The organism is Streptomyces sp. NPDC001068 (assembly GCF_042897315.1).
In the GTDB taxonomy this organism is placed as follows: Bacteria; Actinomycetota; Actinomycetes; order Streptomycetales; family Streptomycetaceae; genus Streptomyces.
In genome coordinates this window covers 317,525-340,402 of the sequence record NZ_JBIAYD010000011.1, presented here as the reverse complement: position 1 = coordinate 340,402, position 22,878 = coordinate 317,525, and the positions used below count along the sequence as shown (strand labels likewise).

The 22,878-nt window shown below is 71.4% G+C and carries 18 protein-coding genes; 13 read left to right on the top strand and 5 right to left on the bottom strand.

The window, feature by feature from the left end:
• Positions 1-30: 30 nt before the first annotated feature.
• Positions 31-1,620, top strand: a complete 1,590-nt coding sequence (gene serA / locus ACFY3I_RS30575; RefSeq protein WP_365293888.1) for a phosphoglycerate dehydrogenase — start codon at positions 31-33, stop codon at positions 1,618-1,620.
• A gap of 111 nt (positions 1,621-1,731) precedes the next feature.
• Here serA and ACFY3I_RS30570 read toward each other — a convergent pair whose 3' ends face one another.
• On the bottom strand, positions 1,732-3,249 hold the full coding sequence (locus ACFY3I_RS30570; RefSeq protein ID WP_390864338.1) for an MFS transporter: 1,518 nt from the start codon (positions 3,247-3,249) through the stop codon (positions 1,732-1,734).
• Between the two features lie 97 nt (positions 3,250-3,346).
• Between ACFY3I_RS30570 and ACFY3I_RS30565 the strand changes: the two genes are divergently transcribed.
• The gene (locus ACFY3I_RS30565) at positions 3,347-3,922 is read left to right on the top strand and encodes a TetR/AcrR family transcriptional regulator (RefSeq protein ID WP_390864337.1); all 576 of its coding nucleotides are present in this window, start codon (positions 3,347-3,349) and stop codon (positions 3,920-3,922) included.
• A 9-nt stretch (positions 3,923-3,931) separates the two neighbouring features.
• Here ACFY3I_RS30565 and ACFY3I_RS30560 read toward each other — a convergent pair whose 3' ends face one another.
• Positions 3,932-5,191: a PucR family transcriptional regulator gene (locus ACFY3I_RS30560; RefSeq protein WP_390864336.1), complete on the bottom strand. Its 1,260-nt coding sequence runs from the start codon at positions 5,189-5,191 to the stop codon at positions 3,932-3,934.
• Positions 5,192-5,372: 181 nt separating this feature from the next.
• On the opposite strand from ACFY3I_RS30560, the gene ACFY3I_RS30555 reads away from it, so the two are divergent.
• The 4 genes from ACFY3I_RS30555 (at position 5,373) to ACFY3I_RS30540 (ending at position 9,055) form a co-directional block, all read left to right on the top strand.
• Positions 5,373-6,299, top strand: coding sequence for a proline dehydrogenase family protein (locus ACFY3I_RS30555; RefSeq protein ID WP_390864335.1), 927 nt, complete (start codon positions 5,373-5,375; stop codon positions 6,297-6,299).
• Positions 6,300-6,360: 61 nt separating this feature from the next.
• Positions 6,361-7,992 carry an L-glutamate gamma-semialdehyde dehydrogenase gene (pruA, locus tag ACFY3I_RS30550; protein ID WP_390864334.1) on the top strand — a complete coding sequence of 544 codons (1,632 nt, stop codon included), beginning with the start codon at positions 6,361-6,363 and terminating at the stop codon, positions 7,990-7,992.
• A 118-nt stretch (positions 7,993-8,110) separates the two neighbouring features.
• Positions 8,111-8,647 carry a GNAT family N-acetyltransferase gene (locus tag ACFY3I_RS30545; protein ID WP_390864333.1) on the top strand — a complete coding sequence of 179 codons (537 nt, stop codon included), beginning with the start codon at positions 8,111-8,113 and terminating at the stop codon, positions 8,645-8,647.
• Between the two features lie 276 nt (positions 8,648-8,923).
• Complete coding sequence (locus ACFY3I_RS30540; RefSeq protein WP_089098576.1) at positions 8,924-9,055, top strand: hypothetical protein; 132 nt, start codon at positions 8,924-8,926, stop codon at positions 9,053-9,055.
• A 101-nt stretch (positions 9,056-9,156) separates the two neighbouring features.
• Here ACFY3I_RS30540 and ACFY3I_RS30535 read toward each other — a convergent pair whose 3' ends face one another.
• Positions 9,157-10,713, bottom strand: a complete 1,557-nt coding sequence (locus ACFY3I_RS30535) for a purple acid phosphatase family protein (RefSeq protein WP_390864332.1) — start codon at positions 10,711-10,713, stop codon at positions 9,157-9,159.
• Positions 10,714-10,845: 132 nt separating this feature from the next.
• Here ACFY3I_RS30535 and ACFY3I_RS30530 point away from each other — a divergent pair, with 132 nt between their 5' ends.
• A complete protein-coding gene (locus ACFY3I_RS30530) occupies positions 10,846-11,889 on the top strand; it encodes a 3-isopropylmalate dehydrogenase (RefSeq protein WP_390864331.1) in 1,044 nt (347 codons plus the stop codon).
• Positions 11,890-12,140: 251 nt separating this feature from the next.
• Positions 12,141-13,229 (top strand): branched-chain amino acid aminotransferase, encoded by a 1,089-nt coding sequence (locus ACFY3I_RS30525; RefSeq protein ID WP_365293905.1) that lies wholly within the window; start codon positions 12,141-12,143, stop codon positions 13,227-13,229.
• Between the two features lie 82 nt (positions 13,230-13,311).
• Here the strand turns inward: ACFY3I_RS30525 and ACFY3I_RS30520 are convergent, their stop codons facing one another.
• On the bottom strand, positions 13,312-14,760 hold the full coding sequence (locus ACFY3I_RS30520) for a cytosine permease (RefSeq protein WP_390864330.1): 1,449 nt from the start codon (positions 14,758-14,760) through the stop codon (positions 13,312-13,314).
• A gap of 153 nt (positions 14,761-14,913) precedes the next feature.
• Here ACFY3I_RS30520 and ureA point away from each other — a divergent pair, with 153 nt between their 5' ends.
• From ureA to cimA, 5 genes are all read left to right on the top strand, one after another.
• Positions 14,914-15,621, top strand: a complete 708-nt coding sequence (gene ureA / locus ACFY3I_RS30515; protein ID WP_390864329.1) for an urease subunit gamma — start codon at positions 14,914-14,916, stop codon at positions 15,619-15,621.
• Positions 15,618-17,330 carry an urease subunit alpha gene (locus ACFY3I_RS30510; RefSeq protein WP_365289457.1) on the top strand — a complete coding sequence of 571 codons (1,713 nt, stop codon included), beginning with the start codon at positions 15,618-15,620 and terminating at the stop codon, positions 17,328-17,330. The genes ureA and ACFY3I_RS30510 overlap by 4 nt, the downstream gene beginning before the upstream one ends.
• Positions 17,331-17,339: 9 nt before the next feature.
• Complete coding sequence (locus ACFY3I_RS30505) at positions 17,340-18,377, top strand: agmatine/peptidylarginine deiminase (protein ID WP_390864328.1); 1,038 nt, start codon at positions 17,340-17,342, stop codon at positions 18,375-18,377.
• Positions 18,378-18,392: 15 nt separating this feature from the next.
• Positions 18,393-18,992: a TetR/AcrR family transcriptional regulator gene (locus ACFY3I_RS30500; protein WP_390864327.1), complete on the top strand. Its 600-nt coding sequence runs from the start codon at positions 18,393-18,395 to the stop codon at positions 18,990-18,992.
• A 333-nt stretch (positions 18,993-19,325) separates the two neighbouring features.
• The gene (gene cimA / locus ACFY3I_RS30495) at positions 19,326-20,936 is read left to right on the top strand and encodes a citramalate synthase (protein WP_365289454.1); all 1,611 of its coding nucleotides are present in this window, start codon (positions 19,326-19,328) and stop codon (positions 20,934-20,936) included.
• A gap of 69 nt (positions 20,937-21,005) precedes the next feature.
• Here cimA and ACFY3I_RS30490 read toward each other — a convergent pair whose 3' ends face one another.
• On the bottom strand, positions 21,006-22,871 hold the full coding sequence (locus ACFY3I_RS30490; protein ID WP_390864326.1) for a ricin-type beta-trefoil lectin domain protein: 1,866 nt from the start codon (positions 22,869-22,871) through the stop codon (positions 21,006-21,008).
• Positions 22,872-22,878 lie beyond the last annotated feature (7 nt).

Genomic DNA, 22,878 nt, shown 5'->3' with positions numbered 1-22,878 from the left:
GCCGTCCGCATTGGACATGTGAGGACTCACGTGAGCTCGAAACCTGTCGTACTCATCGCTGAAGAGCTGTCGCCCGCCACCGTCGACGCGCTGGGCCCGGACTTCGAGATCCGGCACACGAACGGAGCAGACCGAGCCGAGCTGCTCCCGGCCATCGCCGACGTGGACGCGATCCTGATCCGCTCCGCCACCAAGGTCGACGCCGAGGCGATCGCCGCGGCGAAGAAGCTGAAGGTCGTCGCACGAGCCGGCGTCGGCCTGGACAACGTCGACGTCTCCGCCGCCACCAAGGCCGGCGTGATGGTCGTCAACGCTCCCACCTCGAACATCGTGACCGCCGCCGAGCTGGCCTGCGGTCTGCTGATCGCCAGCGCCCGGCACATCCCGCAGGCCAACTCGGCGCTGAAGAACGGCGAGTGGAAGCGCAGCAAGTACACCGGTGTCGAGCTCGCCGAGAAGACGCTCGGCGTCGTCGGCCTCGGCCGCATCGGTGCCCTGGTCGCGCAGCGCATGTCCGCCTTCGGCATGAAGGTCGTCGCCTACGACCCCTACATCCAGCCCGCCCGCGCCGCCCAGATGGGCGTCAAGGTGCTGTCGCTGGACGAGCTGCTCGAGGTCGCCGACTTCATCACCGTGCACCTCCCGAAGACCCCCGAGACGGTCGGTCTGATCGGCGACGAGGCGCTGCGCAAGGTCAAGCCGTCGGTGCGGATCGTCAACGCCGCGCGCGGCGGCATCGTCGACGAGGAGGCGCTGTACGCGGCGCTCAAGGAGGGCCGGGTCGCCGGCGCCGGCCTGGACGTGTACACGAAGGAACCGTGCACCGACTCCCCGCTCTTCGAGCTGGACCAGGTCGTCTGCACCCCGCACCTCGGCGCCTCCACCGACGAGGCCCAGGAGAAGGCGGGCATCGCGGTCGCCAGGTCGGTCCGGCTGGCGCTCGCGGGTGAGCTGGTCCCGGACGCGGTGAACGTCCAGGGCGGGGTCATCGCCGAGGACGTCAAGCCCGGTCTGCCGCTGGCCGAGCGGCTCGGCCGCATCTTCACCGCGCTCGCCGGCGAGGTCGCGGTCCGCCTCGACGTCGAGGTGTACGGCGAGATCACCCAGCACGACGTGAAGGTGCTGGAGCTGTCCGCGCTCAAGGGTGTCTTCGAGGACGTCGTCGCCGAGACCGTGTCCTACGTCAACGCCCCGCTGTTCGCGCAGGAGCGCGGTGTCGAGGTGCGTCTGACCACCAGCTCGGAGTCGGCCGACCACCGCAACGTGGTCACCGTGCGCGGCACCCTCGGCAGTGGCGAGGAGGTCTCGGTCTCCGGCACGCTGGCCGGCCCGAAGAACCTGCAGAAGATCGTGGCGGTCGGTGACTTCGACGTGGACCTCGCGATCGCCGACCACCTGCTGGTGCTGCGCTACGAGGACCGGCCGGGCGTGGTCGGCACCGTCGGCCGCATCCTCGGCGAGGCGGGCATCAACATCGCGGGCATGCAGGTGGCCCGGTCGATCGCGGGCGGCGAGGCGCTGGCCGTGCTGACCGTCGACGACACGGTGACCTCCGGTGTGCTGGCCGAGGTGGAGGCGGAGATCGGCGCGACCTCGGCCCGTTCGGTGAACCTGGTCTGAGCCGTCGTCCGGGGGCCGCCGCCCCCAGGCCGCCGCTCTCGGCCTGAACGGCCTCGTCGGCAAACGCCGGACGGGCTGGGAAACCAGCCCGTCCGGCGTTCCTGTGTCCGCTCACTCGCCGACCTTCCGCAGTGTCACCCCCGCTCCCACCGCCGCCAGCACCAGCAGCACCGCCCCGGCGATCGCCGCGCCCTGCATCCCGCTGGTGAACGCCTCCCGTGCGGTGTGCAGCAGCGCGTCTCCGGTGTGCCCCGGCAGCCGGCCCGCCGCGGCCAGTGCGCCGCCCAGCGTCTCGCGGGCGTCGGCCGGGGCGGTGGCCGGCATCTCGTGGCGGTAGACCGCCGTGCCGATCGACCCCAGCACCGCCATGCCGAGCGCCCCGCCGAACTCCGCGCCGGTCTCCAGGAGCGAGGAGGCGGTGCCCGCCCGTTCCACCGGCGCGCTGGTCATGGCGAGGTCGGTCAGCTGGGACACGATGGCTACCATTCCGCAGGCCAGGACACCGGCCCCGGTGAGCACCAGCCACAGCGAGTCGGTGCCGACGAGGGCGAGCAGGGTGAATCCGCCCGCCATGGCCGCGAAGCCGCCGGCCACGACGTGGCCCCGGTCGACGCCGCGCTGGACGAGCTGGGCCGTGAGCGGGCCGGCGACCCCGATGAAGACCGAGGGCAGCAGGCTCCACAGCGCGGCCTCCAGCGGGTTCTTGCCGAGCACCGCCTGAAGGTACTGCGTGGTGAAGACGGCCGAGCCCATCATGGCGAGCGAGGCGACGAGGTTCAGGACCAGCGCCGGGGTGAAGCCACGGCCCCGCAGCAGGGCCGGCGGGATCAGCGGGGAGTCGCCGGTGCGCTGGCGGCGGACGAAGAGCACGGCGAAGAGCAGGCCGACGGTGATCGAGACGACGTACAGCGGGTGCCAGCCCTCGGAGGGGATCTCCTTCATGCCGTAGACGACCGGGAGCACGGCGGCCATGGACAGGGGAACGCTCAGCCAGTCGAAGCGGCCGGGGGAGGGGTTCCTGGACTCGGGGAGCAGGATCGGGCCGAGCACCAGCAGCAGCACCATCGCGGGCAGGTTGACCAGGAAGACCGAGCCCCACCAGAAGTGCTCGACCAGGACGCCGCTCATCACCGAGCCGAGCGCGATGCCGCCGGTCATCACCCCGGACCACAGGCCGATCGCCTTCGCGCGCTGGCCGGGGTCGGTGAACATCGTGCGCAGCAGGGCCATCGTGGACGGCATCAGGGTCGCGCCGCCGATGCCGAGGATCGCGCGGGCGGCGATCAGGGTGGCGGCGCTGTCGGCGTACGCGGCGAGCAGCGAGGCACCGCCGAAGGCCGCGGCGCCGAACAGCAGCAGCCGGCGGCGGCCGATGCGGTCGCCCAGCGCGCCCATCGTCATCAGCAGACCGGCCAGGACGAAGCCGTAGATGTCCAGGATCCACAGCTGCTGGGTGCCGCTCGGGCGGAGGTCGGCGCCGATCGCCGGGAGGGCGAAGTAGAGGACCGAGACGTCCATCGAGACAAGGAGCAGCGGAAGCATCAGGACGCCGAGTGCGGTCCATTCGCGGCGTCCCGCACGGGAGTTGGTCTCGGGTGTGCTCGTGGTCGTGCTCGTCGGGTTCGTCATGCCAAGGAATGTACGGCCGTATTAAACGCTTGTCTAGAACGCATGTATAAGTCATTCGTCTAGGACGCTTGTATGGATCCGGGGTAGGGTGGCCCGCATGGGACACCGTGAGGATCTGCTGGAAGGCGCCAAGCGCTGCCTGCTGGAGAAGGGGTTCGCGCGGACGACGGCGCGCGACATCGTCAAGGAGTCGGGGACCAACCTCGCCTCGATCGGCTACCACTACGGCTCCAAGGACGCGCTGCTCGCCCAGGCCTACATCGCGCTGGTCGAGGACATGTCCTTCGAGGGCGGCGACGGCGGACTCACCGGCCCGCCGGGCTCACTGGAGCGGTTCCGCGAGGTGTGGTCGAACATCGTCGACAGCATGCGGGCGCCGGGCTCGATGTGGCGGCTCGGCGCGGAGATCGTCACGATGGGCGATCAGATGCCGGAGGTGCGCGACCAGTTGGCGCGCGCCCAGCGCGAGGGCGGCCGGGGGCTGACCTCGCTGATGATGGGCGTGCCGGAGGAGGAGGTCTCCGACGAGCGGGCCGACACCCTGGGCGGCTTCTACATGACCCTGATGTCGGGCCTGATCTCGCAGTGGACGTTCGACCCGAAGACCGCGCCCGACGCGGACACCCTCACCGAAGGCCTCCGCCAGATCATCGAGGCCGCCGGCCCGGCGTGACGCCGGCCGTCACAGCCGTCCCGCCTTCAGCGCCATGTGCAGCAGCAGCCGGTCCTCGCCGTCGTCCAGGTCCAGGCCGGTGAGCTGTTCCACGCGGGACAGCCGGTAGTACAGGGTCTGCCGGTGGATGCCGAGGGCCGCGGCCGTGCGGCCCGCCTGGCCCGCGCAGTCCAGGTAGGCCTCGGCGGTGCGGGCCAGTTCGCGGTGGGCCGGGGTGAGCAGAGCGGCCGTCGCGGGGTCGTGCGAGGCCTCCGGCGGCAGCGCGGTCAGCAGCCGGTACGGACCGATGCGCGCCCACTCGGCGACCGGTCCGAACCGCGGCTCGGCCAGTGCGGCGCGGGTGGCCGCGGCGGCCTCCTGCCAGCTCGTCGCCAGTTCGGCGAGACCGGTCCGGGCCTCGCCCACTCCCGCGGCCCGGCCCTGGGCCGTCGTACCCGTGAACCCGGCGGCGACGGCGGCGGCGGTGCGCGCCCCGGCCCCGCGCGCGGCCGCCGGCCGGGCGGTCCGGACCTGCTCGGTCTCCTTCAGCAGCCGGGCGGCGGCCGTCAGCGCCGGGGTCGTCGCGTCCGTGCTGCGCAGCCGGACCAGGACGGCGAGGCTGTGGCCGGCCGCCCCCCACGGCAGCGTGCACAGCGCGGTGGCGTGCGGGACCGTGCGCGGCGACGGGGCGTCGTCCGGGTCGGCGGACGGCCAGGGGGCCACGCAGACGATCGTGTGCGGGCCGTCCGCGCGGGCGCCGAGGGCGGTACGGAACTCGGCCACCGCCATGTCCCGCTGCCAGCCGTGCTCCGCGACCAGCACCGCCCGCAGCTCCCTGCCGAGGCCCGCGCCCGCCTGCGCCTCGTCCGCGAGCAGGGCGCCGATCCGTCCGGCCACCCCCATGGCCGCGGCCAACTGGGCGTCGGTCGGACCCGGATCGTCGTCCAGGAGCCAGACGTAGCCGAGCACCACACCCCGATGGCGTACCGGCAGGCAGATCCTTCCCCGGTACACGCCGGCCTCCGGCGTCGGCGGGATGCGGACCGGTCCGGTCGCCCGGGTGATGCCGAAGCCCTCGAACCAGGTGCGGACCGCCGCCGTGGAGCGCCGGGTCAGGATCGACCGGGCGCGCACCGGGTCCAGCGCCGACGGGTCCAGGTCGCCCTCGCTGTCGTACGCCCCGAAGGCGAGCAGTTCGAAGTCGCGGTTCTCCAGGGTCGCCGGGACGCCCAGCAGCTCGGAGATCTCGTCGACCAGCTCCTGGTAGTCACCCTTGAATTCCGACGTCACCCGGGCATTCTCCCGCAATTCCCGGGCTCGTTCATACATCTGTCTGAGATCGGCGGCACGGATGCGTGACAGCTGTCGATGGCCCACGATCGGAGAGATCCCTAACTTTCACGGTGGTTCTCCGTGCCGTGTCCACCTCGTCGGATCGCGGCCGTTCTGGCATGTGTTGTGGAGGTGCCCCGTGCTGGGTCCCGTGATTCTCGCCGCGTCGCGCAGCGACCGGATGCGACGTCTGATCTCGGCCGCGCCGGTGACGAAGCAGGTCGTCGACCGCTTCATCCCCGGTGAGACGGTCGACGACATCGTCCCGATCATCGAACAGCTCACCGGCCGCGGCCTGGAGCTGACCATGGACGTCGTCGGCGAGGACATCACCACGCCGGAGCAGGCCACCGCCGCCCGGGACGCCTACCTGGCGCTGATCGACCGGCTGCGGGACCTCGGTCTGGGCGAGCGCGTCGAGATGTCCGTGAAGCTGTCGATGTTCGGCCAGGCGCTGGCGGGCGGTCACGAGCTGGCCCTCGCCAACGTCCGCCCGGTCGTCGAGGCCGCCGCCGCCATCGGCACGACCGTCACCCTGGACGCCGAGGACCACACCACCCTCGACTCGATGTTCGCCATCCACGAGGAGCTGCGGAAGGACTTCCCGCAGACCGGCTGCGTCATCCAGGCCTACCTCTTCCGCACCGAGGCCGACGCCCGCCGCCTGGCCGAGGCCGGCAGCCGGGTCCGGCTGGTCAAGGGCGCCTACAAGGAGCCCGCCGAGGTCGCCTACCAGCAGAAGCACGAGATCGACAAGGCGTACGTGCGGATCCTGGGGACCCTCATGGAGGGCGAGGGGTACCCGATGGTCGGCTCCCACGACCCGCGCCTGATCTCCATAGCCCAGGAACTGGCCCGGCGCGCCGGGCGCAAGCCGGACGAGTACGAGTTCCAGATGCTGTACGGCATCCGCGGCGACGAGCACCTGCGGCTGGCCGCCGAGGGTCACCGGATGCGGGTCTACACCGCCTACGGCACCGACTGGTACGGCTACTTCATGCGCAGACTGGCGGAGAAGCCGGCGAACCTGCGCTTCTTCGTCCGCTCCATGCTCAGCAAGGGCTGAGCCGGCCCCTCCCGCCCGCCACCTCGCAACACCCGCTCACGTACAAGGAGTTACGGATCTCATGGACGCTGTGACCCAGGTCCCCACCCCCGTCAACGAGCCGGTGCACGGCTACGCCCCCGGCTCTCCCGAGCGCGCCCGCCTGGAGGCGAAGCTCAAGGAGCTGGCCGAGAACCCGATCGAGCTGCCGATGACCATCGGCGGCGAGAAGCGGCTCGGCGGCGGCGAGCAGTTCCAGGTCGTCCAGCCGCACAACCACAAGGCAGTCATCGGCACCGGCCGGCACGCCACCCGGCAGGACGCGCAGGACGCCGTCGACGCGGCCCTCGCCGCCGCCCCGGCCTGGCGCGCGATGTCCTTCGACGACCGCGCGGCGATCATCCTGCGCGCCGCCGAGCTGCTCTCCGGCCCGTGGCGCGAGACCATCGCGGCCTCCACCATGCTCGGCCAGTCCAAGACCGCCCAGCAGGCCGAGATCGACAGCCCCTGCGAGCTCGTCGACTTCTGGCGCTTCAACGTCCACTACGCCCGCCAGATCCTGGCCGAGCAGCCCCCGGCCAACTCCCCGGGCGTGTGGAACCGCATGGACCACCGCCCGCTGGAGGGCTTCGTCTACGCGATCACCCCGTTCAACTTCTCGGCGATCGCGGCCAACCTGCCCACCGCCCCCGCCCTCATGGGCAACGTGGTGGTCTGGAAGCCGTCGCCGACCCAGACCCACGCCGCCGTGCTGCTGATGCAGCTGCTGGAGGAGGCCGGGCTGCCCAAGGGCGTCATCAACCTCGTCACCGGCGACGGCATCGAGGTCTCCGAGGTCGCCCTGGTCCACCGCGACCTGGCCGGCGTCCACTTCACCGGCTCGACCAAGACCTTCCAGCACCTGTGGAAGACGGTCGGCAACAACATCGAGAACTACCGCACCTACCCGCGTCTGGTCGGCGAGACCGGCGGCAAGGACTTCGTGGTCGCCCACCCGTCGGCCGACCGCGCGGTGCTCAAGACCGCGCTGACCCGCGGTGCCTTCGAGTACCAGGGCCAGAAGTGCTCGGCGACCTCCCGCGCCTACATCCCGGCGTCCATCTGGAACTCCGGCTTCAAGGAGGAGTTCGCCGCCGAGATCGAGTACCTCACCATGGGTGACGTCACCGACCTGTCGAACTTCATCGGCGCCGTGATCGACGACCGCGCGTTCGCCAAGAACAAGGCCGCGATCGACCGGGCCAAGGAGGACCCGACCTGCACGATCGTCGCGGGCGGCTCCTACGACGACTCGGTCGGCTACTTCGTGCGTCCGACCGTCGTCGAGTGCTCCGACCCGGACAACGAGGTCTTCCGCACCGAGTACTTCGGCCCGTTCCTCGCCGTGCACGTCTACGAGGACGACAGCTACGACGAGATGCTGACCCAGATGGAGTCGGTGTCCGAGTACGCGCTGACCGGCTCGGTCATCTCCGGCGACCGCGCGGCCGCCGCGTACACGATGGAGAAGCTGCGCTACGCGGCCGGCAACTTCTACATCAACGACAAGTCGACCGGTGCCGTCGTCGGCCAGCAGCCCTTCGGCGGCGGACGCGCCTCCGGCACCAACGACAAGGCCGGCGCCCCGCAGAACCTGCTGCGCTGGACGCTGACCCGCGCGATCAAGGAGACGCTGGTCGCCCCGACCGACTACTCCTACCCGCACATGGGCTGACCCTCAGCCCGCCCGAGCACGGGCCGGGAAGCCTGACCCACGAGCAGGCTTCCCGGCCCGTTCCCATGTCCGGCGCCCGGCCCGTTCCCGTCAACCCGCCGACGCCGATACTGGGTTCATGTCTCTCCGCCTCGCGCACACCGCAGACCTGGACCCCGCCGACCTCCGCGCGGCGCGCGCCCTGCTCCACGACGCGTTCGACGGGGACCTCACCGACGCCGACTGGGAGCACGGACTGGGCGGTGTGCACGCCCTCGTGCACGACGGGGCCGGGCTGGCCGCGCACGGCTCGGTGGTCATGCGCCGGGCCCGGCACCGGGGCGCCTGGCTGCGGGTCGGATACGTCGAGGCCGTGGCCGTGCGGGCCGACGCCCGCCGCCGGGGGCTCGGCGGGCAGGTGATGGCCGCGCTGGAGCGGATCGTCGACCGGGCCTACGACCTCGGGGCGCTCGGCGCGAGCGACGACGGCGCCCAGCTCTACACGGCCCGCGGCTGGCAGCGCTGGCCCGGCAGGATCTGCGGCCTGTCACCGGACCGTGGGATCGTGCGCCTGGCGGAGGAGGAGGGCCACGTCTTCGTGTGGCCCGGTCTCACCGGCGCCCTCGACCCGGCCAATGAACTGGTCTTCGACTGGCGGGACGGTGACGTCCTGTAGCCCATCTGCCACACCTGTGCCACCCGTCGAAAGCCCAGCTCACGGCCGTATGCCCGGCTCCGCCGTCTCAGATAGTAGGAAGTCCGAGTAATTGTGCAGACAGAAGCGGGCCGCTCCCTTACTTTTGTAGGAGCCGAACGTCTCGCTCGATCAAGCGAATGGCGGTCGTGAGCCGGGCCCCGTGCAGGCAACCCCTGCGGCACCGCTCCCCGCCCCTTCCGGCGTCTCGCAACCCCCCAGTGCCGTACTCCATGGATGCCGAAGGAGTCGATTCCCATGGCCGAGACGACCGTCCGCCGCCGTGTCCGTCACGTGTCCCGGACCAGCGAGTCCGAGCGCAAGAACGCCGCCGCCGCCCTCCAGCGCGCCCTCGACCGCCGCGACAACGGCGGCGAGACCGGCCACTGATCCCCTCCGGGAACAGCGGTAACACGTGTAACACCCCTTGACCGGGAGCCGACCCGCACGGGGTACGGCGCGACCGGGACGGCCGCGCCGTACCCCCGGGGTCAGCCGCCCCGGCGAATCTCGAAGTGGTCCACTCGCGCACCGCTCTGCGCCAGCGCCGACACCCGCAGCCTCGGGGTGGTACCGGCCTCCGCCTCGACCCTGAGGAACGAGTAGCCGGTGTACCGCACCCGCGACCACTCCACCGTCTCCGGCACGTTGTGCTGTCCCTTGGCCCAGTGGAAGCTGCTCACCGCGTCGTGCCGGGTGACGTGCCCCTCGTAACTGTCCTTGACCCCGGACGGGAACGAGTACAGGTTCCGGCCGCCGCCGCCCGCGGTGACGTACACGATCCCGTCCCGCGTCGGGTCGGTGGAGCCGCCGACCGGCACCGCGCGGCCGACCGCGCCGTCCTTCACCGCGTCCGTGCGCTCGTAGACGTGGTTGTGCCCGTTGACGACCAGGTCCACCTGGTACTTGGCGAACAGCGGCAGCCAGGCGGCCCGGATACCGCCGTCGGAGGCGTGCGAGGACGTCGAGTACGCGCAGTGGTGGAAGAAGACGACCACGAAGTCGACGCCCGGCGCGGCCCGCAGCTCCTTCAGCCTCCGCTCCAGCCACGCCGTCTGCCGGCCGCCGCTGTAGCCGAGGTTGGCGGGGATCTCGTACGACACGTCGTTGGCGTCCAGCGCCACGAAGCCGACGTTGCCGTAGGTGAAGGAGTAGACGCCCGGCGCCCCCTGCGGGTCGAAGCCGTTGTCGGGGAGGGCGAAGCGGGCGTACTGGCCGCCGTACCCGTCGGGGGAGTACCAGGCCTCCATGTCGTGGTTGCCGGTCGTCACCATCCAGGGGACCGAACGGGCCACCGGGTCGTTCTGCCGCAGGAACCGGTCCCATTCGCGGGCGTCGTAGCCGTCCGAGGTGCTGCCGGTGCCGTTGCCGTCGGCGTAGCAGATGTCGCCCGCGTGCAGGTGGAAGGCCGGGTCCTGCTTCAGCAGCGCGTTGTCGGCGGCCTGGCCGGCGTTGCTGACGCCCTGGTCGCCGAAGGCCGTGAACACGAAGCGCTCCGGGCTCGCGGGCGCGGTGCGCATCGGGGTGATGGCGGAGCGGTGGCCGGGGGCGGCCGGGTCCCAGCCGTCGTGTCCGACGCCGTAGTAGTAGGTCGTACCGGGGGCGAGGCCGTCCAGGGCCGCGTGCACGTAGTACTGCTCGACCACCGGGCGCACCCCCCGCACCCCGGGTGTGTGCAGGTGCCGGATCTCCGCGGCGACCCGCCGGCCGAGGTCGTCGGGCCGGGTGCCGATCCGCACGAACGGCTTCCGCACGGCCGCGGGCACCTGCCAGGAGATCCGCATCTGCGTCCTCGGGTCGGCGCCGAAGGCCAGATGACGGCCGAACGGCGCGACCGCCGCGCCGTGGACCGCGGAGGTGGCCGGTGCCGGGTTCGCGGACCTCGCCGGCTTCGTCGCACAGCCGGCGAGCAGTCCGCCGCCCGCGATCGCGCCCGCCGTCACCAGCGTGCGGCGGCTCACCAGCCGGTCGCGCAGGTACTCGTACTGCTCGGCCATGCTCATGCGGGCGGCGAGCCGCGGCGGAATGCCGAAGTCGGGGATGTCCATACGGGTCACGATGCCCAGCGCCGGCCAACACCGGTCACACGTACAGGTGAACGCAGGGCGACGGGACGACCCGCCGCGTCCGCATGGCGGACAACGTGTGTCATCCCATGGGACGCGGAGTAGGGTGCCGACATGTCTCGCAGCATCGATCTCGCAGTGATCCCCGGTGACGGCATCGGGCAGGAAGTCGTGGCCGAAGGCCTCAAGGTCCTCTCCGCCGTCCTCCCGGAGGACGTGAAGCTGGAGACCAAGGAGTACGACTTCGGCGCCAAGCGTTACCACGCCACCGGTGAGACCCTCACCGACGCCGACCTCGACGCGCTGAAGCGGCACGACGCCATCCTGCTGGGCGCCATCGGCGACCCCGGCGTCCCCTCCGGTGTCCTGGAGCGCGGCTTCCTGCTCAAGCTCCGATTCGCCTTCGACCACCACGTCAACCTGCGCCCGTCGAAGCTCCTGCCGGGTGTCGCCACCCCGCTGGCCGGCGAGCCGCAGATCGACTTCGTCGTGGTCCGCGAGGGCACCGAGGGCCCCTACACGGGCAACGGCGGCACCATCCGCAAGGGCACCGAGCACGAGGTCGCCACCGAGGTGTCCGTCAACACCGCCTACGGCGTGGAGCGGGTCGTCCGGGACGCGTTCGCCCGCGCCCAGGCCCGGCCGCGCAAGAAGCTCACGCTGGTCCACAAGAACAACGTGCTGACCTTCGCCGGGCATCTGTGGACGAACGTCTTCAACAAGGTGGCCGCGGAGTTCCCCGAGGTCACCACGGACTACATCCACGTCGACGCGGCGACCATCTACCTGGTCACCGACCCGGCCCGGTTCGACGTGATCGTCACCGACAACCTCTTCGGCGACATCATCACCGACCTCGCCGCGGCCGTCTCCGGCGGCATCGGCGTCGCCGCGAGCGGGAACATCAACCCGTCCGGCGAGTTCCCCTCGATGTTCGAGCCGGTGCACGGCTCCGCGCCCGACATCGCCGGCCAGGGCAAGGCGGACCCGACCGCCACGGTCCTGTCCGTCGCCCTGCTGCTGCGCCACCTCGGCTACGAGGCGCAGGCCGTCCGGATCGAGGAGGCCGTCACCGCGGACCTCACCGAACGCCAGGGCGGCCCCGCCCGCTCCACCTCGGAGATCGGCGACGCCCTCGCCGTACGAGTAGCAGGCTGACCCGCCGCGCTGCCGATCGACTTCGAAGCCGCCGGGTCGCACAAGCGCCCGGCGGCTTCCCCATGTCCGCCGCCGGGTGCCACCATCGATCCCGGGTCCGCATTCACCCCGATTCCTTCCGTACCGGCCCCCGCGAGATAATCGAACGCGGAGCCGCGCTACGAGGGAATGCTCGGACGTCCTACCAGTGGACACCGGCGTACGGGCGTGAGCGCGGCCCCATCACTACAACCGGTGAAGGACTACCACTGATGACGACGCCCACGATCGAGCTCAAGCCGTCCGCGCACCCGCTCGCCGCGGCCGAGCGCGAGGCGATCCTCGCCAACCCCGGCTTCGGCCGCCACTTCACCGACCACATGGTGACGATCAAGTGGACCGAGGGCCGCGGCTGGCACGACGGCCAGCTCGTTCCGTACGCGGCGATCCCTCTCGACCCGGCCACCAACGTCCTGCACTACGCCCAGGAGATCTTCGAGGGCCTGAAGGCCTACCGCCGTCCCGACGGTTCGGTGGCCACCTTCCGTCCCGACCAGAACGCCAAGCGATTCCAGCGGTCCGCGCGCCGGCTCGCCATGCCCGAGCTGCCGGTGGAGACCTTCATCGAGGCCTGTGACCTGCTCGTCCAGCAGGACAAGGACTGGGTTCCGGCCCACGGCGGCGAGGAATCCCTCTACCTGCGCCCCTTCATGATCGCCACGGAGGTCGGCCTGGGCGTCAAGCCGGCCAACGAGTACCTCTTCCTGGTGATCGCCTCGCCTGCCGGCGCCTACTTCCCCGGCGGGGTCAGGCCGGTCTCCATCTGGGCCTCCGAGGACCGGGTCCGCGCCGTCCCCGGCGGCATGGGTGACGCCAAGACCGGCGGCAACTACGCGGCCTCCCTGCTGGCCCAGGCCGAGGCCGCCGCCCAGGGCTGCGACCAGGTCTGCTACCTCGACGCGGTCGAGCACAAGTGGGTCGAGGAACTCGGCGGCATGAACCTGTACTTCGTGTACGGGGACAAGATCGTCACGCCGACCCTGAGCGGCTCGATCCTCGAAGGGGTCACGCGTGACTCCCTGCTCACCGTCGCCCGTGACCTCGGCTACGAGTCGGAGGAGGCCCGGGTCTCCATCGAGCAGTGGCAGCGCGACTCGGAGAACGGCACGCTCACCGAGGTCTTCGCCTGCGGCACGGCCGCCGTCATCACCCCGGTCGGCACGGTCAAGCGCAACGGCGCCGAGTGGCTCCAGTCGGGCGGCGAGCCGGGCGAGGTGACCATGAAGCTCCGCGAGGCGCTCCTGGACATCCAGCGCGGCAAGGTCGCCGACAAGCACGGCTGGATGCACGAACTGGGCTGACCACCGCCGCCTGGAACGCCTGTCGCCTCCCCCCGCGGACCGCGGGGGGAGGCGACAGGCGTTCCAGGGCGGGGGGCCGCTCTCACACCCCGGAGGGGCTGGGCTGCGGCGCGGCGCGGCCTTCGTCCTCGGACGCCGGAAGGGACGGGTCGGCCGGGCGCGAGGGCAGCAGCAGGTACAGCGTGCCGCCCACCAGGCCCGACAGCAGGAAGCTGCAGTCCACCCCGCCCGTCAGCGACAGCAGCGGACCCTCGTACGACGGGAGGGAGACCGCGAGCAGGCCGACGCCCGCGCCGACGGCCCAGGAGACCGTCGCCCGGACGTTCCAGCCGGCCCGGTACCAGTAGATCCCGCCGTGCGAGCGGCGGTTGAAGACCTGGAGGGCGTCGGCGTCGTAGATCCCGCGGCAGCGGCGGAAGCCGATGAGGGTGATGACCGCCCACGGGGTGCCGATGGCCGTCAGCAGGAGCACGAAGGACGTCATCGCGGACTGCGCGTTCCAGGCGTAGTGGCCGACGAAGACGCAGGCCGTGGCGACGATCGCGACCGTGTAGGTGGCGCGGGCCCGGGACGCCCGGGGCAGGATCGCGTCCAGGTCCAGGCCCATCGAGTACAGCATCAGGCCCGCGTTGCCGACCGATCCCGCGGAGGCGGAGAGCAGCAGCGGGACCAGGTACCAGGCGGGGGAGGCCGACACCAGCGGGCCCGCGTAGTCCGTCGCCGACCGGGCCGCGTACGCGGTGAACGTGCCGAACAGCTGCGGCACCAGCAGCCCGAGGACCAGCCCCAGCCAGGTCCCGTGCAGGACCCGGCGGGAGGAGTGCCGGGCGGGGGAGATGTAGCGCGTGTAGTCACCGAGGAGGGTGATGAAGGCGACCGGCCCGGACAGTCCCGCCGCGACCGCGGCCAGACACCACGTCGGCCAGAAGCCGCCCAGCAGGTAGCCGCCCGCGTCCGGCAGCGGCGAGGTGCCGAAGTGCGGCGCGTAGGCGATGATCCCGAGGATCAGCAGGGCGGTCATGCCGATGGCGAGCACCTTGGACATGGCGAGCAGGACGCGGTAGCCGTAGACCGCGCCCGCCACCGTCGCCGCCGCGAGCACCGCGTAGACCACGGCGTACGACACCCCGTCCGCCGGCAGTCCGAACAGCCGGTTCAGCACGCCGACCATCACGTCGCCGCCGATCCACACGGTCAGCGCGGTGTACCCGAGGGCCAGCAGCAGGCCGACCACGGAGCCGACCAGCCGCCCGCGCACCCCGAACTGGGCGCCGGAGGAGGTGGACAGGTTGGTGCCGGTGCGCAGCGAGACCAGGGCCAGCGGAGCCGTGAACACCGTGCCGACCACCGTGCCCGCCACGATCGCGCTCACCGACGCCCACCAGCCGAGCCCGAAGGACGGCGGCAGCCAGCCGAAGATGATCACGCCGAGGCAGAGGTTGGAGCCGAGCAGGATCGACACCAGATCCTTGGGTCCGCTGGTGCGTTCCGCGTCCGGGATGGTGTCGACTCCGCGCTGTTCTATCGGCATGGCAGGTCTCCTTCGACGGCCGCCTGAAAGTTAGAGCGACGTTCAATGTGGGCGACCGGCCGGTTGATGTCAATGGTTCCCTTCTCGTAATGCGGCATTTAGAGTGTTGCTCTAAACGAGCAAGCCAAGAGGAAGCGAAGGAGGTGCCGGGACGTGCGACTGACCCCCACGGAACGTGACCGGCTGCTGCTCTTCGGGGCCGCCGAGCTGGCCCGCGCCCGCCGCGCCCGCGGCCTCAGGCTCAACGTGCCGGAGGCCACCGCGCTGATCGCGGACACCGTCTGCGAGGCGGCCCGGGACGGCCTGCGGCTCGCCGAGGCCATCGAGGCGGCCCGCTCCGTCCTCGGCCCGGCCGACGTGCTGCCCGGCGTCGCCGACGTGGTCACCGAGGTGCACGTCGAGGCCGTCTTCGACGACGGCTCACGGCTCGCCGTGGTCACCGACCCGATCGGGGCCGGCCACCTGGGCGAGGCGGCGCCGGGCGCCCTGCTCCCGGGACCCGGGCACGCCGACCCGGAGGCGGTCCTTCGGCTCACCGTCACCAACACCGCCGCCGTCCCCGTCTCCGTCACCTCGCACTTCCACTTCTTCGAGGCCAACCCCCGCCTCGACTTCGACCGCGCCGCCGCCTACGGCCTGCGGCTCGCCGTGCCCGCCGGATCCTCCGTCCGGTTCGGGCCGGGGGAGTCGCTGCAGGTCGGCCTGGTGCCCATCGGCGGCGCCCGGGTCGCCATCGGTTTCGCCGGACTGGTGGACGGCCCGCTGGACGCGCCCGGCGCCCGCGAGGAGGCGCTGCGCCGCGCGGCCGCCTGCGGCTACCTGGGCAGCCACGGCAACCACCGCGAGGAGGCAGACCGATGAGCCGTCCCGGAGGCCACCCGGCCGAGGCCCGCCGCCTCACCCCGTACGAGTACGCGGCCACCCACGGCCCCCGCGCCGGCGACCGGATCCGCCTCGGGGACTCGGGGCTGGTGATCCGCGTCGAGGACGACTCCCAGCGCTACGGCGACGAGTTCCTGGCCGGCTTCGGCAAGACCGCCCGCGACGGACTGCACCTGAAGGCCGCCGCGGTCCGCGAGACCTGTGACGTGGTGATCAGTAACGTCGTCGTCATCGACGCCGTGCAGGGCGTCCGGAAGGTGTCCATCGGCATCCGCGAGGGACGGATCTGCTCGATCGGACGGGCCGGCAACCCCGACACCCTCGACGGCGTCGACGTCGTGGTCGGCACCGGCACCTCGATCGTCTCCGGCGAGGGGCTGATCGCCACCGCGGGCGCCGTCGACACCCACGTCCACCTGCTGTCGCCGCGCATCATGGAGGCCTCGCTCGCCTCCGGCGTGACCACGGTCATCGGGCAGGAGTTCGGCCCGGTGTGGGGCGTCGGCGTCAACTCGCCCTGGGCGCTGAAGCACGCCTTCGGCGCCTTCGACGCCTGGCCGGTCAACATCGGCTTCCTCGGGCGGGGTTCGTCCTCGCACGAGGCTCCGCTGATCGAGGCCCTCGCCGAGGGGGGAGCCTCCGGTTTCAAGGTGCACGAGGACATGGGCGCCCACACCCGCGCGCTGGACACGGCGCTGCGGGTCGCCGAGGAGCACGACGTCCAGGTCGCCCTGCACAGCGACGGGCTGAACGAGTGCCTGTCGGTCGAGGACACCCTCAGGGTCCTCGAAGGCCGCACCATCCACGCCTTCCACATCGAGGGCTGCGGCGGCGGACACGTGCCGAACGTCCTGAAGATGGCCGGTGTCCCCAACGTCATCGGCTCCTCCACCAACCCCACCCTGCCCTTCGGCCGGGACGCGGTCGCCGAGCACTACGGCATGATCGTCTCGGTCCATGACCTGAAGACCGACCTGCCCGGCGACGCCGCCATGGCCCGCGACCGCATCCGCGCCGGGACCATGGGCGCCGAGGACGTGCTGCACGACCTGGGCGCGATCGGCATCACCTCCTCCGACGCGCAGGGCATGGGCCGGGCCGGGGAGACCGTCCGCCGTACCTTCGCGATGGCCGGCAAGATGAAGGCCGAGCTCGGCGCCCCGGACGACGGCCACGACAACGAGCGCGTGCTGCGGTACATGGCCAAGCTGACCATCAACCCGGCGATCGCCCACGGTCTGGCCCACGAGGTCGGTTCCATCGAGGTCGGCAAGCTCGCGGACATCGTGCTGTGGTCGCCCGAGTACTTCGGCGCCAAGCCGCAGCTCGTCCTCAAGTCCGGCTTTCCCGCGTACGGCGTCACCGGTGACCCGAACGCGGCCACCGACACCTGCGAACCCCTCGTCCTGGGGCCGCAGTTCGGGGCCCACGGGGCGACCCCCGCCGACATCTCGGTGGCCTTCGTGGCGCAGGCCGCCCTGGACCAGGGCAACGACACGATGCCCACCCGGCGCCGCCGGGTCGCGGTCCGCGGCACCCGCGGCATCGGCCCGGCCGATCTGCGGCTCAACTCCCGTACCGGAGCGGTCGACGTCGACCAGCGCACCGGCCTGGTCACCCTGGACGGCGAGCCGCTGCGCTCGGAGCCCGCCGACTCCGTCTCCCTCAACCGCCTGTACTTCCTGTAAGGATCACCCATGTCTGCTGCCTCCGACGGCTTCCGGATGCCCGCCGAGTGGACCCCGCACGAGCGCACCTGGATGGCGTGGCCCGGCCCCAACCCGACCTTCGAGGACCCGGACGACCTGCGCGCCTCCCGGGCGGCCTGGGCAGCGGTGGCCCGCGCGGTGCTGCGCTTCGAACCGGTGACGGTGGTCTGCGGCCCCGGTCAGTCGGCGCACGCCCGGACGCTGCTCGGTCCGGGCGTCGGCACCGTGGAGCGCGAACTGGACGACGCGTGGATGCGGGACATCGGACCCACGTTCCTCACCGACGGCCGCGAACTGGCCGCCGTGGACTGGACGTTCAACGGCTGGGGCGCCCAGCACTGGGCGCGCTGGGAGCACGACGCGAAGATCGCCTCGTACGTCGCGGACCTCGCGGGCGCCAGGACGTACGCCTCGAAGCTGGTGAACGAGGGCGGTGCGATCCACGTCGACGGCGAGGGCACCGTCCTGCTGACCGAGACCGTGCAGCTCGGCCCGGAGCGGAACCCGGACTGGACCCGCGAGCAGGTCGAGGCCGAGATCCACGCGATGCTCGGCACCCGCAAGGCGATCTGGCTGCCCCGCGGTCTCACCGGCGACTACCCTCCCCACGGTTTCGGCACCCTCGGACACGTCGACATCGTCGCCGCCTTCGCCCGCCCCGGCGTGGTCCTCGCCCACCACCAGCCGGACCCGGCGCACCCCGACCACGAGGTGACCCGGGAGGTCATCGGCCGGCTCAGGTCCCAGACCGACGCACACGGCCGGCCGCTGGAGGTCGTCGAGGTCCCGGCCCCGACCGTCCTGGAGGCCGACGGCCACTGGGCCGACTACTCCTACATCAACCACTACCTGTGCAACGGCGGGGTCGTGCTCTGCGGCTTCGACGACCCGCGCGACGAGGTGGCGGCCGGGATCTTCCGCCGTCTGTTCCCGGAGCGGACGGTGACCCTGGTGGACGCCCGTACGATCTTCTCCGGCGGCGGTGGCATCCACTGCGTCACCCAGCAGCAGCCGAAGATCCAGTAGCACGAGGAGCAGCACATGGCCGGTGGGCGCAGACAGGCCCCGCCCCGCGAGGACGTGCTCGCCACCGCCATGGACATGATCGCCGACCGCGGCCTGGAGAAACTCACCATGGCCGCCCTCGGCCGGGAGGTCGGCATGAGCAGCGGCCACCTCCTCTACTACTTCCGCTCCAAGGACGAGCTGCTGCTGCGGACCCTGGAGTGGAGCGAGGGCCGGCTGGGCGCCGAGCGGGGGCGGCTGCTCACCCGCCGGGGCACCGCCCGCGAGCGCCTGGACGCCTATGTCGACCTGTACGTGCCCGTGGGCCACCGCGACCCGCACTGGACGCTCTGGCTGGAGGTCTGGAACCGCTCGCAGAACGCCGACGACGCGGCCCGCGACCGCCAGGCCGCCATCGAGGGCGCCTGGCACCGCGACCTGGTGGCGCTGCTCGCGGAGGGCATCTCGCGGGGCGAGTTCCGGGCCGTCGACGCCGACCGGTTCGCGGCCCGCCTGCGCTCCCTGCTGGACGGCTTCTCCATCCATGTGGCGATCGGCCTGCGCGGCACCGACCGGGCGCAGGTCCTCGGCCATGTGCGGGAGTTCCTGGAGGCGGATCTCCTCGCGGACGCGTGACCTTCCGGCCCGGACGGCACCGAAGGGCGGCCGGGCCGACCGCATCCTGAGACGGTCGGTGAGCAGGGGGCGGTTTGTGCCAGACTTCCTCCGTGCTCTCGTTCGCCATGATTATTGGCAGCAGGCGCGCCGGTCCGCAGTGACCACCACGTACGACCAGGTACGGGTGGCCATCGTCGTCCTCGACCCGCGCGCAGACCTCTCGCACCCGCGAGGGGTTTTTTCGTTTTCCGGCCCACCTTCAGCCGGAAGGCAGGCGCGAGGGACCATGGAGGGACGGTGGAGCCGGTCATTCCGGTACGACCGAGATTCGACATCAGGAGCCTAGTGACCATGACCGAGACGGCAACCAACGAGCTGGACGACTCGTTCCACGTCTTCGACACCACGCTGCGCGACGGCGCGCAGCGCGAGGGCATCAACCTCACCGTCGCGGACAAGCTGGCCATCGCACGGCACCTGGACGACTTCGGCGTGGGCTTCATCGAGGGCGGCTGGCCGGGCGCCAACCCCCGGGACACCGAGTTCTTCGCCCGCGCCCGGCAGGAGATCGACTTCAAGCACGCCCAACTGGTCGCCTTCGGCGCCACCCGCCGGGCGAACGCCAAGGCCTCGGAGGACCCCCAGGTCAGGGCACTGCTGGAGTCCGGCGCCCCGGTGATCACCCTGGTCGCCAAGTCGCACGACCGCCATGTCGAGCTGGCGCTGCGCACCACCCTCGACGAGAACCTGGAGATGGTCCGCGACACGGTGTCCTTCCTGAAGGACCAGGGCCGCCGCGTCTTCGTCGACTGCGAGCACTTCTTCGACGGCTACCGCGCCGACCCCGAGTACGCGAAGGCGGTCGTGCGCACCGCCTCGGAGGCCGGCGCCGACGTGGTCATCCTCTGCGACACCAACGGCGGCATGCTCCCCGCCCAGGTCAGCGCGGTGGTCTCCACCGTCCTCGCCGACACCGGCGCCCGGCTCGGCATCCACGCCCAGGACGACACGGGCTGCGCGGTCGCCAACACCCTCGCGGCCGTCGACGCCGGTGCCACCCACGTCCAGTGCACGGCCAACGGCTACGGCGAGCGGGTCGGCAACGCCAACCTCTTCCCGGTGGTCGCCGCCCTGGAGCTGAAGTACGGCCAGAAGGTCCTCCCGGACGGCCGGCTGCGCGAGATGACCCGCATCTCCCACGCCATCGCCGAGGTCGTCAACCTCACGCCCTCCACCCACCAGCCCTACGTGGGCGTCTCGGCCTTCGCCCACAAGGCCGGCCTGCACGCCTCCGCGATCAAGGTCGACCCCGACCTGTACCAGCACACCGACCCCGCCCTCGTCGGCAACACCATGCGCATGCTGGTCTCCGACATGGCCGGCCGCGCCTCCGTCGAGCTCAAGGGCAAGGAACTCGGCATCGACCTCGGCGACGACCGCGAACTGGTCGGCCGGGTGGTGGAGCGGGTCAAGGAGTACGAGCTCAAGGGCTACACCTTCGAGGCCGCCGACGCCTCCTTCGAACTCCTGCTGCGGGCCGAGGTGGAGGGCAGGCCGCGCAGCTACTTCCGCGTCGAGTCCTGGCGGGCCATCGTCGAGGACCGCCCCGACGGCACCCACGCCAACGAGGCCACGGTCAAGCTCTGGGCCAAGAGCGAGCGCATCGTCGCCACCGCCGAGGGCAACGGCCCGGTCAACGCCCTCGACCGGGCCCTGCGGGTGGCCCTGGAGAAGATCTACCCCCAGCTGGCCAAGCTCGACCTGGTCGACTACAAGGTCCGCATCCTGGAGGGCAAGCACGGTACCGAGTCCACGACCCGGGTCCTGATCTCGGTCTCCGACGGCTCCGGCGAGTGGTCCACGGTGGGCGTGGCGGAGAACGTCATCGCCGCCTCCTGGCAGGCGCTGGAGGACGCGTACACCTACGGCCTGCTGCGGGCGGGCGTGGAACCGGCGGAGTAGCGGCGGCAGCGGAAAGCCGGGGGCTGGGCTCACAGCCCCCGGCTCGTTCCGGCGCGGCGCCCGACCGGCCTACTGCAGGTGCCACTTCTGGTTGGCGGCGCCGGTGCACGTCCAGATCTGGGCGCGGGCCCCGTTCGCCGACGAGTTGTCCGTGACGTCCAGGCACTTGTTGGCCGCCGTGTTCACCACGTCACCCGTCGAGGCGTTGTACGACCACTGCTGCGCCCCGGTGCCGTTGCAGTCGTACAACTGCACCTTCGCCCCGTTCGCCGTCGACGCGGAGGTCACGTCCAGGCACTTGCCGAGCGCGCGGACCGAGCCGTCGGACTGCACGGCCCACTGCTGGGCGGTGGAGCCGTTGCAGTCGTAGAGCTGCACGGCCGTGCCGTTGGCACTCGAACCGCCCGCCACGTCAAGGCACTTGCTCGCGAGCCCCACGAAGGCGCCGCTCTGGCCGCCGCCGCCCGACTGGGTGCCGGACCAGGTGAAGGTCGCCGAGGTCTTGCCGGGCAGCGAGTAGGTGGCGTGCTGGCCGCCCCAGTTGATGGTGACGGTCTTGGCGGCGGAGGCGTCGTTGTAGGCGATGAGCGCCTTGGAGCCGTCCGGGTTGCGCCAGGCCACGTTCGGCACCGCGGAGGAGGCGGTGGAGGCGATCCGCTGCGCGCCGGGCCGGACGAACTTCGTGAGGTGTCCCATCGTGTAGTACTCGACCGTGTAGTCGACGGTCCCGCTCGCGCCGTCGCCGTTGTGCACGGTGACCAGCCCGGTGCAGGTGCCGCAACCGCCGTTGTGCGGGCCCATGTTCTGGTCCACGGCCAGCGACCACTTGGTGACCGACTTCGCCCAGTTGCGGGTGTAGTCGATGATGTTGTTCATGTCCTCGCGCTGCTGGTTGGCGATCCAGGTGCCCCCGGAGTGCTCGGTGCCGAAGGCGTCGAGGTTCGGGTACTGGTTGTGCACGGTGGTCTGCTTGTTGATGTCACCGCCGTACCCGTGCCAGGCGATCCCGCCGAAGTTGGGGTGGTTGCGGATCGCCGCGTCGTCGACGCTCGCGGCCGCGTAGGAGTCGTAGACGTCCCAGTTCCAGTCGTGCGCGAGGACCTTGGTGGAGAGCCCGGCGGCCTGGAGCTTCGGCAGCAGCTCGCTCCCCAGGAAGTACTGCAGGCCCGAGGCGTTCCAGCTCATCGAGGGGTAACCGGAGCAGCAGGTCGGCTCGTTCTGCGCGGTGACGTAGGAGACCTTCACGCCCTGCGCCTGGTAGGCCTGGAGGTACTTCACGAAGTAGGAGGCGTAGGCCCCGTAGTCCTCCGACTTGAGCCAGCCGCCGTTGAGCGAGCCGCTGTCCTTCATCCAGGCCGGCGCCGTCCATGGCGAGGCCATGACAGTCAGGGAGGGGTTCAGCTGGAGCGCCTGCTTGGTGAGCGGGACGACGTCCGCCAGGTCGTGGGAGATGGAGAAGCCGTTGAGGTTCGGGTCGCTCTGCCCGGCGGGCACGTCGTCGTACGTGTATCCGTACCGGGCCAGGTCCGAGGCGCCCATCGGGTTGCGCAGGAACGACAGGCCGATCCCGTCGGTGGGGGAGAACAGCTTCTTCATGGTGGCGTCCCGGGTGGCCTGGGACAGCGCCCCGCTGCTGTTCATCAGCCAGGCCGCGGTGTCGGTGAAGGACGCGCCGCCGCCGGTGAAGGTCTGGTAGCGGGTGTTCTCGTCGACGGTGATGTTCTCGCCGCCCCCGCCGCTCCCGGACTGGAAGGCGAACGGCGTCTGTGCCTGGAGGCCGCGCGTGACATGGCGGCCGCCGGAGTCGTCGGTGGTGGTGAGGTACGCGGTGACCTGCTCACCGGCCGCGTGCGCGGACGGTACGGCGGCGCCGAGACCGGCCACGGTGAGCAGTCCGGCCAAGATCAGCCGGACCGTGTGGGGGGTGGTTCTCATGGACACA